Source organism: Endozoicomonas sp. ONNA2, from assembly GCF_024606365.1.
GTDB lineage: Bacteria > Pseudomonadota > Gammaproteobacteria > Pseudomonadales > Endozoicomonadaceae > Endozoicomonas.
In genome coordinates this window covers 1-7988 of the sequence record NZ_JAHHPO010000956.1, presented here as the reverse complement: position 1 = coordinate 7988, position 7988 = coordinate 1, and the positions used below count along the sequence as shown (strand labels likewise).

The following is a 7988-nucleotide window of genomic DNA, read 5'->3' as shown; positions in this document are numbered from 1 at the left end:
GTCGTTTAAATTAGCCTTGATTGGAACGATCGTAAGGCCGATTCTTTCGCCCTGCATCAAAATCCACCGTACGATAGGTAAAGCCACTCTCCTTACTGAATGCATGAAGATCCCTATGCTCAACCTCCACCAGCCATTGCTCTCCTTGATAAACATTAGTATGAAGCTTATCGGCAAAGGGTTTTCGCAAGGACAATAATGGCTCCACCAGCCCGGGGGGTATATCGTGCTGAATAATCATTTCCCCTTTCGGATTATGAACTCTGGCACCATTGCTGGTGATCAGATACATATCCACACCCAGCTGGGCCCTTATTCTTTCAACATCCTGAAAGTGGCGGCCAGTCGCAAAAATAAATTTGATACCTTTCTCGCTCAGCTGTCGAATGACTTCACGGGTTCTAAAAGATAGTTCATGCTGTTTGGTGAGCAGAGTCCCGTCAAGATCGGATACAACCACTGGATACATAAATACCTCTTGCAAATCCTATTGCAGATGTTGAGAAGCAGGCAGTCACTTCCCTTGAAAAAGATGCCTGCTAACCTAAGGCATGGAGGAAATTCGTTCAATCCGTAGTTTTCTCACTCAGAAGAACGCCAGCGCTCCATCATGCACCACCACCTTAATGGTGTCACCAGGCTTGTATCGGCCAGACAAAATGGCTTCAGCCAGCGGGTTTTCAATACTGCGTTGAATAGCCCGCTTCAATGGCCGTGCACCATACACCGGATCAAAACCCACTTCAGCCAGCTGAATCATGGCCTCATCAGAAAGCTCCAGCCGGAGATTATTGTCCGCCAGCCGACGATCCAGGTTCGCCAACTGTATGCTGGCGATGGATTTGATTTGGCTGGCCCCCAGCGGATGAAATACCACGACCTCATCAATCCGGTTAACAAACTCGGGCCGAAAGTGCGTGCCTACCACCTCGATCAGAGTACTCTTGAGCTGTTCAAAATCGGTTTCACCCTCTTTGTTCCGGAATGTCTGAATCAGGTCAGAACCGAGGTTTGACGTCATGACAATCACGGTATTTTTAAAGTCTACCGTTCTCCCCTGACCATCGGTCAGACGACCATCTTCCAATACCTGCAGCAGAATATTAAAAACATCCGGGTGCGCCTTCTCAACTTCATCCATCAACACCAGAGAGTAGGGCTTACGACGTACGGCTTCAGTCAGGTAACCACCTTCCTCATAACCTACGTACCCCGGAGGCGCACCTAACAGCCGGGAAACCGAGTGTTTCTCCATAAACTCCGACATGTCAATACGGACGATGGCATCTTCCGTATCAAACAGAAATTCGGCCAGCGCCTTGCACAGCTCAGTCTTGCCAACACCGGTTGGGCCCAGGAACATGAATGAACCGTTGGGACGGTTGGGGTCCGCTAACCCGGCCCGGGAGCGTCGTACCGCATTAGAGACCGCAACCACGGCCTCATCCTGACCAACGACCCGTTTATGGAGTGCCTCCTCCATCCGCAGCAACTTCTCTTTTTCACCCTCCAGCATCTTGGCAACCGGAATGCCCGTCCATTTGGACACCACTTCGGCAATCTCTTCTTCCGTTACCCGGTTTCTCAGCAGCTGATGCTCTCCGGTTTCCAGAGCATCCGCCTGTGCCAGCTGTTTATCCAGTTCCGGCAGGGTGCCATACTGAATTTCGGACATTTTGGTTAAATCCCCTGCCCGCCTGGCAGCTTCGAGTTCAATCAACAGTTTTTCTTTTGCTTCACGCAGCTTCTGCCCCCCCTGCAGCTGGGCTTTTTCTGCTTTCCAGATATCTTCCAAATCAGAGTACTCGCGCTCCAGCTCAGCCACCTGCTCATTCAACCTGACCAGACGCTCCCTGGACGCTTCATCATCTTCTTTTTTCAGGGCTTCCTGTTCTATTTTGAGTTGAATCAGGCGACGTTCCAGTCGATCCATGGCTTCCGGTTTGGAGTCCATTTCCATGCGAATACGGCTGGCGGCCTCATCAATCAGATCAATCGCCTTATCGGGCAGTTGTCGATCAGTGATATAGCGCTGGGACAGCTTGACTGCGGCAATAATGGCCGGATCAGTGATATCAACCCCGTGGTGCGCCTCGTAGCGCTCTTTAAGGCCACGGAGAATAGCAATGGCATCCTCTTCAGTGGGTTCATCTACCAGCACCTTCTGGAAACGCCGTTCAAGGGCCGCATCCTTTTCAATATACTGTCGGTACTCATCGAGGGTGGTAGCACCGACACAGTGCAACTCGCCCCTGGCCAGCGCAGGTTTCAGCATATTTCCGGCGTCCATGGCACCATCCGCCTTACCGGCACCCACCATGGTATGAATCTCATCAATAAACAGGATGATCTGGCCTTCCTGCCTGGCCAGGTCGTTCAGTACCGACTTCAGCCGTTCTTCAAACTCTCCCCGGAACTTGGCACCAGCAATCAAGGCTCCCATATCCAGTGAAAGCAGTCTTTTCCCTTTCAAACCTTCAGGGACTTCACCATTAACAATGCGCTGGGCCAGACCTTCAACAATGGCGGTTTTACCCACGCCCGGCTCACCAATAATCACCGGATTGTTTTTGGTTCTGCGCTGCAGAACCTGGACCGTACGCCGGATTTCATCATCCCGGCCAATGACCGGGTCCAGCTTGCCCTCTTCTGCACGTTCGGTAAGATCAATGGTGTATTTACTCAGGGAGTTGCGCGAGTCTTCCGCATTCGGGTCGTCTATAGACGCACCGCCGCGAATATTTTTAATAGCGTTTTCCAGTGCTTTCTGGCTAACGCCCTGATTCTTCAATAATTTACCCAGTTGAGCACTGTCTTCCATCATGACCAGCAGCATGGTTTCACTGGAAATAAACTGATCACCCGCCTGCTGTGCTTTTTTGTCCGCAAGGTTGAGCATTCGATAAAGAGCCTGGGACGTCTGGATATCACCGGTCGGGGAGGACACGCTGGCCAGCTGTTCCAGCATGTCGGTCAACTCACCACGAAGGGTATTCACATCAAAGCCGACCTGCATCAGCAGAGGCTTGACCGAGCCGCCTTTCTGGTCGATCAGCGCCAGCAAAAGATGGACGGGCTCAATCTGACTGTTATCCTTGCCGATAGCCAGGGACTGGGCATCAGACAGCGCTGACTGGAGCTTGCTGGTCAGTCGATCCATTCTCATAATGATCTTCTCCTACTCATGATCTCGCATCCGGTTTTTAGTCCGGAAATAACTGCCACATTTCACACTACCCGACGCTGAAACCACCGGTACTGCTGCGGGTAGCGCCAAGCGTGCAGCGGCCATTTCCCGGACCGGGTAAAATGATGAAGTTATTCCGGGACGAATCCTGACCAGCAACCGGTCCAGGATATTTCATAAACGTGCTCCCGATCTCACTTGTCCTTTGCCGCTACGGAGGAGTTTTGCTCAGTCGAGCGTCCTGGTTTGGCGCTCCCTCACAAAATCCCATAGAGCGACAAGCGAGATTCCGGGCTGTTTATGAAATATCCGGGCTATGTTTTCCTGTGGCCAGTACTGTTCAGGTATCTATATAGTGCTGGTGAGCGGCATTTCAAGAATGAACGGTATCAGGACAGAGATTGCACCCGCCAAATCAGGGAGGCCATCCTTCCTGACGATTTACCATCACGACGGTAAGAATAGAAAAGATCGGACTGGTCAAAAGAACAAAACTCACCACCAAACACCTGCTTGATGCCAAGCCTGTTCAGTCGCCTGCGTGCCAGTAAATAAAGATCTGCAAACCAACGATCACCCCGACCGGGCATGAATGCTTCGCAGGAGCCCATATCGTCGGTGAGGAACTGTTCTCTGACTTGCGGTCCTATCTCGAAATTATGCTGACTGATGGCAGGCCCCAGCCAGGCCATAATGGTTTTTGGTGGCACTCTCATCGAATGAACCGTCGCTTCAAGAATCCCGGCCGCCATACCTTTCCAGCCAGCATGAGCGGCGGCAACTACCGTGCCATCCAGATTACAGAACAGAACCGGTAAACAGTCTGCGGTTAACACAGCACAGGCTGCTCCCGGTTGGCGGGAAACAGAAGCGTCTGCTTCCGTTTCCTGCTGATCAGCATTGGCATCGGCAACCTCAACACCATGTACCTGTTTTAACCACAGCGGAGTTATTGCCAGATCCTGCTTGAGTTGCTGCCGATTTGCCTGAACTGTGTCCCGGACATCACCGGAATAAAGCCCAAGGTTAAAGCTGCAAAAGCCAGCCTCACTCAGCCCACCCTTTCGGGTAGTCACTAATGCTTTCACACCCTCCGGCGCAGGCCAGTGGGCCCAGAGGTAGCGCTCACTGCTCACTCACATCCTCCTGTGTGAGAGTGGCTCATTTGCAGCCAGACTGTCCAACAACCGCTGGAAATCAGCAGTCAAGGGTGCCTCCCACGCCATATACTCTCCCGTCACCGGGTGTATCAGGCCGAGCTGACGGGCATGCAACGCCTGTCGTTTGAATGCCCTGAGCACGGTTTCCAGCGCTGCCGGACAGGACTTGGGCAACTTGAGCCCCCCACCGTAAAGGTCATCACCCACCAGGGGGAAGTGCTGGTGACTCATATGCACTCGAATCTGATGAGTTCTGCCCGTTTGCAGGTTAAGCCGGATGTGCGTGTGCGCTTTAAAGCGCTGCACTACCCGGTAATGGGTAATCGATGGCTTGCCCCCCCGCACAACTGCCATCTTCAAGCGGTTTTGCGGATGTCGGCCGATGGGCGCATCAACCACGCCCGGGCCCGTCATTACGCCTCGCACAACGGCCTCATATTCCCGATGAACTGTGCGCTCCTGCAGCTGTGCAACAAGGTCGTTGTGCGCTGCCAAAGAACGGGCAACCACCATCAGGCCGGTGGTATCCTTATCCAGCCGGTGGACAATGCCTGCCCGGGGCAACGCTGAATTTTCAGGGTAGTGATACAACAGGGCATTGAGCAGCGTCCCGGTATGGTTTCCTGCTGCGGGGTGAACCACCAGGGCTGCAGGCTTATTGATCACCATGATATGGTTATCTTGATACACAATATCCAACGGGATATTTTCCGCCACCCACTGTCCTTCAGGCTGAACCTCAACGGCCAGGGATAACTGCTGCCCGCCATGGAGCTTGTCTTTTGGCTTTCGGGCATCGCCATCCACCACCAGAAAGCCCTGACGAATCCAATCCTGAAGCCTGGCCCTGGAGAACTGTGGAAAACAGGCCGCCGCTATCTGATCAAAGCGACGACCGCCCTGATCATCAGGCACCTTGACACACGCTGTGATACGCTCTTTGATCCGCTGTTTAGTCACTTCGCCCATTCAGCAATACCCAGTTCAAAAATCTTGTCTTTTCGTTGCCCGGCAGACTATGGTTAAATGCGTTGTTCGATGAGTCTTTTATCGGATCGAAAAGTTTATCACAAGAAGCCCCTGTGGCTTGAGTGGTTGTCGAAAGCGACAGAAAATTGATGTGTAAAGTGCACGGGAACAGTACGGAAACCAATCAACACCATGACCATCCTGACTGACAAGTTGACTGCAAAATTGACCCGGGTGCTACCCCTGTTTCTCACCAGATCCATTTTGATGGTAGTTGCCGCTATCTTCCTGACTGGCTGTGCATCATCCGAACACAATGAGCAACTCCCGGAGACCCTGTCTGAGTCTGAGCTTTACCAACTGTCCAGCAAGGCTATTGAAGATGGGCGCTATTCCGAAGCCATTAAATCCCTGAGAACCCTTGAGTCCCGCTACCCTTTTGGAGCATTTGCTGAACAGGCACAACTGGATATTATTTACGCCTATTTCAAAAATGCCGAGCCTGAAGCCTCCAGGGCAGCGGCGGACCGCTTTATCCGCCTGCACCCACAGCACCCTGATGCAGACTATGCCTATTACATCAAAGGCCTGGCGTCTAACACAGCGTCCATGGGCCTGCTGGAGCGATACCTGCCAATGGATCTGACCCGCCGTGACCCTGGTCAGGCCCGGGTATCCTTTAACGAGTTTTCTGAATTGTTGAGCCGTTACCCCCAGAGCAAATACGTACCGGACGCTCGCCAGCGCATGGTTGCCCTGCGCAATCGGCTGGCCGACTATGAAATTCATGCCGCTAACTATTATCTGAAACGCAAGGCTTACGTTGCTGCGGTCAACCGTGGGCGTTATGTTGTCGAGAATATGCAGCAGACACCCGCCGTTCCCGAAGCCCTGGCCATCATGATTGAGGGTTATCAACATCTGGAGTTGCCAGGGCCGGCCGGTGAAGCCCTTGAGGTTTTGAGGCTGAACTACCCGAACCACCCGGCACTGGACAGGAGTGGCAATTTCGTTGGTTACAAGGTGTTTGAAGACGTCGACCCGTCTATCTGGAGCACGCTTACCTTCGGCTTGATTGGCAGCTCCAGACCCAAAATCCAGGATGCACCTCCCCCACACCCACCGGTGGTGAACTGATGAATACTTGTTGGTGATGCCCATAAGTAGCTAAGGAATTGTCTGGGAATAACTTCATCATTTTATTCAGTCCGGGAAAATGCCGCCGCACGCTTGCACAAGTGGTTCCAGCTTTTCGGGAAGCGTCTGTAGAAATGTCGAAGTTATTTCAGGATAACTCCCAAGCTCAGGATCAAGTTGATATAACGTTTTGGAGACATCATGACCAAAACCGTCAAGTGCCCACAGTGCGGAAAAACCGTGCAGTGGGTACCCGAAAGCAAGTACCGCCCTTTTTGCTCAGAACGCTGTAAGCTCATTGACTTTGGTGCATGGGCAAAAGAAGAACATTCCATTCCGGGCGAACCGGCCTTTGATGACCTCATGTCACAGGAGTTGGATGATACGCCCACGCGACATTAAGAATTGTCCCGGAATAATCCGATGCTATCCGGTCAAACAAAAAAACCGGGGTTACCCCCGGCTCATTAAATCGTTTCTTTCAAGCATTGCCATCTGTCAGGGCAAAGTTTCAGGACGACGAAACTTGAAAACTAACCTTCTTGACTATTCGCATCTGTGGCCTTTGGTTGATCGTTTAGAGAATCGTCTTTGAGCTCCGATTGCTCAGTTAAAGTTGCACTGTCAGCACGACCATTATCATCTGTGGATGATGAATTAATGTTATTGGTTGCATTTGAGTGGTCTTCATTGGCCAAAACCAAGTCATCCGTGATTGCATTACTCAGTGAACTCACCAGTGCCGTAACCTTTGTAGCGCGTGCCCTTAAAGCAGGTGCCAGATTCTCAGGTAGATTGATAAAGTATTCGCCAAAACCTGGGACGTCAAAACGCAATTCAACAAATGGAACAGCCTGTTCTTCGCTGCCTGCATTGCTTGAATCATAGCGTTGATTAAAGTGCTTGACAAACTTTTCCAAAATTCTGATTTCCCAACGTTTAGCTTCTTCTACTTCCAACGCAGTATTGGCACTTTCAGTAAATGCTTGTTGGCAAAGAACACCCTGCTTAAAAAAATTATTTTCTTCATTCAACTCAGTAATTTTCTGCTCGGCTTCAATTAGTTTATTCTTTTCACATAACTTTAAAGCCATTAAAGAATCGAACTGTTGCTGAAGCTTGTCGTATTCATTCTTTTGCTTTTCCAGTTCATGGCGCCAGACATTTTCTTCATTTGACTTATTTTTTAATTCATTTTCCGTGGCCTCAATTGCATTTTGCAACTTCAAGATTTCAATATCTTTCTGATTGAGTTGTTCAATGAATGCCTCATCTGGCCCTGACCTCTTTATGGAGACAGGCGAGTCTTCCAGGATATTTTTCGTTGGAATTTTTGTATCAATGATTTCTTTCTTTTCAACACACCTGTTATAAAGACTTTTGATACCATGGATGGTATCACCAACCAGCGCAGGAATAATTCCGAAAGGCACAAAGACTGTAGCAACTGCACGTCCAAGCCATTTACCGGCGGTGCTTCCTGCTTCAAATTTACTGGAAACACTATCCGCCACTTTGTGGCACCAGCTTACAAT

8 protein-coding genes are annotated in these 7988 nt (G+C 50.8%); 2 read left to right on the top strand and 6 right to left on the bottom strand.

All coding sequences use genetic code 11. The features are described 5' to 3' along the window. Window positions 1-10: 10 nt before the first annotated feature. From KDK14_RS16965 to rluD, 5 genes are all read right to left on the bottom strand, one after another. Window positions 11-469, bottom strand: coding sequence for an HAD-IIB family hydrolase (locus KDK14_RS16965; protein WP_257266365.1), 459 nt, complete (start codon window positions 467-469; stop codon window positions 11-13). Window positions 470-586: 117 nt separating this feature from the next. Beyond that, window positions 587-3166: an ATP-dependent chaperone ClpB gene (gene clpB, locus KDK14_RS16960; RefSeq protein ID WP_257266364.1), complete on the bottom strand. Its 2580-nt coding sequence runs from the start codon at window positions 3164-3166 to the stop codon at window positions 587-589. Between the two features lie 67 nt (window positions 3167-3233). After that, the gene (locus tag KDK14_RS16955; RefSeq protein ID WP_257266363.1) at window positions 3234-3365 is read right to left on the bottom strand and encodes a hypothetical protein; all 132 of its coding nucleotides are present in this window, start codon (window positions 3363-3365) and stop codon (window positions 3234-3236) included. A 211-nt stretch (window positions 3366-3576) separates the two neighbouring features. Beyond that, complete coding sequence (gene pgeF, locus KDK14_RS16950; protein WP_257266362.1) at window positions 3577-4323, bottom strand: peptidoglycan editing factor PgeF; 747 nt, start codon at window positions 4321-4323, stop codon at window positions 3577-3579. Then, complete coding sequence (gene rluD / locus KDK14_RS16945) at window positions 4324-5316, bottom strand: 23S rRNA pseudouridine(1911/1915/1917) synthase RluD (RefSeq protein WP_257266361.1); 993 nt, start codon at window positions 5314-5316, stop codon at window positions 4324-4326. A 192-nt stretch (window positions 5317-5508) separates the two neighbouring features. Here rluD and KDK14_RS16940 point away from each other — a divergent pair, with 192 nt between their 5' ends. Together KDK14_RS16940 and yacG are read left to right on the top strand one after the other, a co-directional pair. Then, window positions 5509-6453 (top strand): outer membrane protein assembly factor BamD, encoded by a 945-nt coding sequence (locus KDK14_RS16940; protein ID WP_257266360.1) that lies wholly within the window; start codon window positions 5509-5511, stop codon window positions 6451-6453. Between the two features lie 201 nt (window positions 6454-6654). Beyond that, window positions 6655-6855, top strand: a complete 201-nt coding sequence (gene yacG, locus KDK14_RS16935; RefSeq protein ID WP_257266359.1) for a DNA gyrase inhibitor YacG — start codon at window positions 6655-6657, stop codon at window positions 6853-6855. Window positions 6856-6986: 131 nt separating this feature from the next. Here yacG and KDK14_RS16930 read toward each other — a convergent pair. Beyond that, the coding region (locus tag KDK14_RS16930) for a hypothetical protein (RefSeq protein ID WP_257266358.1) at window positions 6987-7988 on the bottom strand (1002 nt) is incomplete at its 5' end.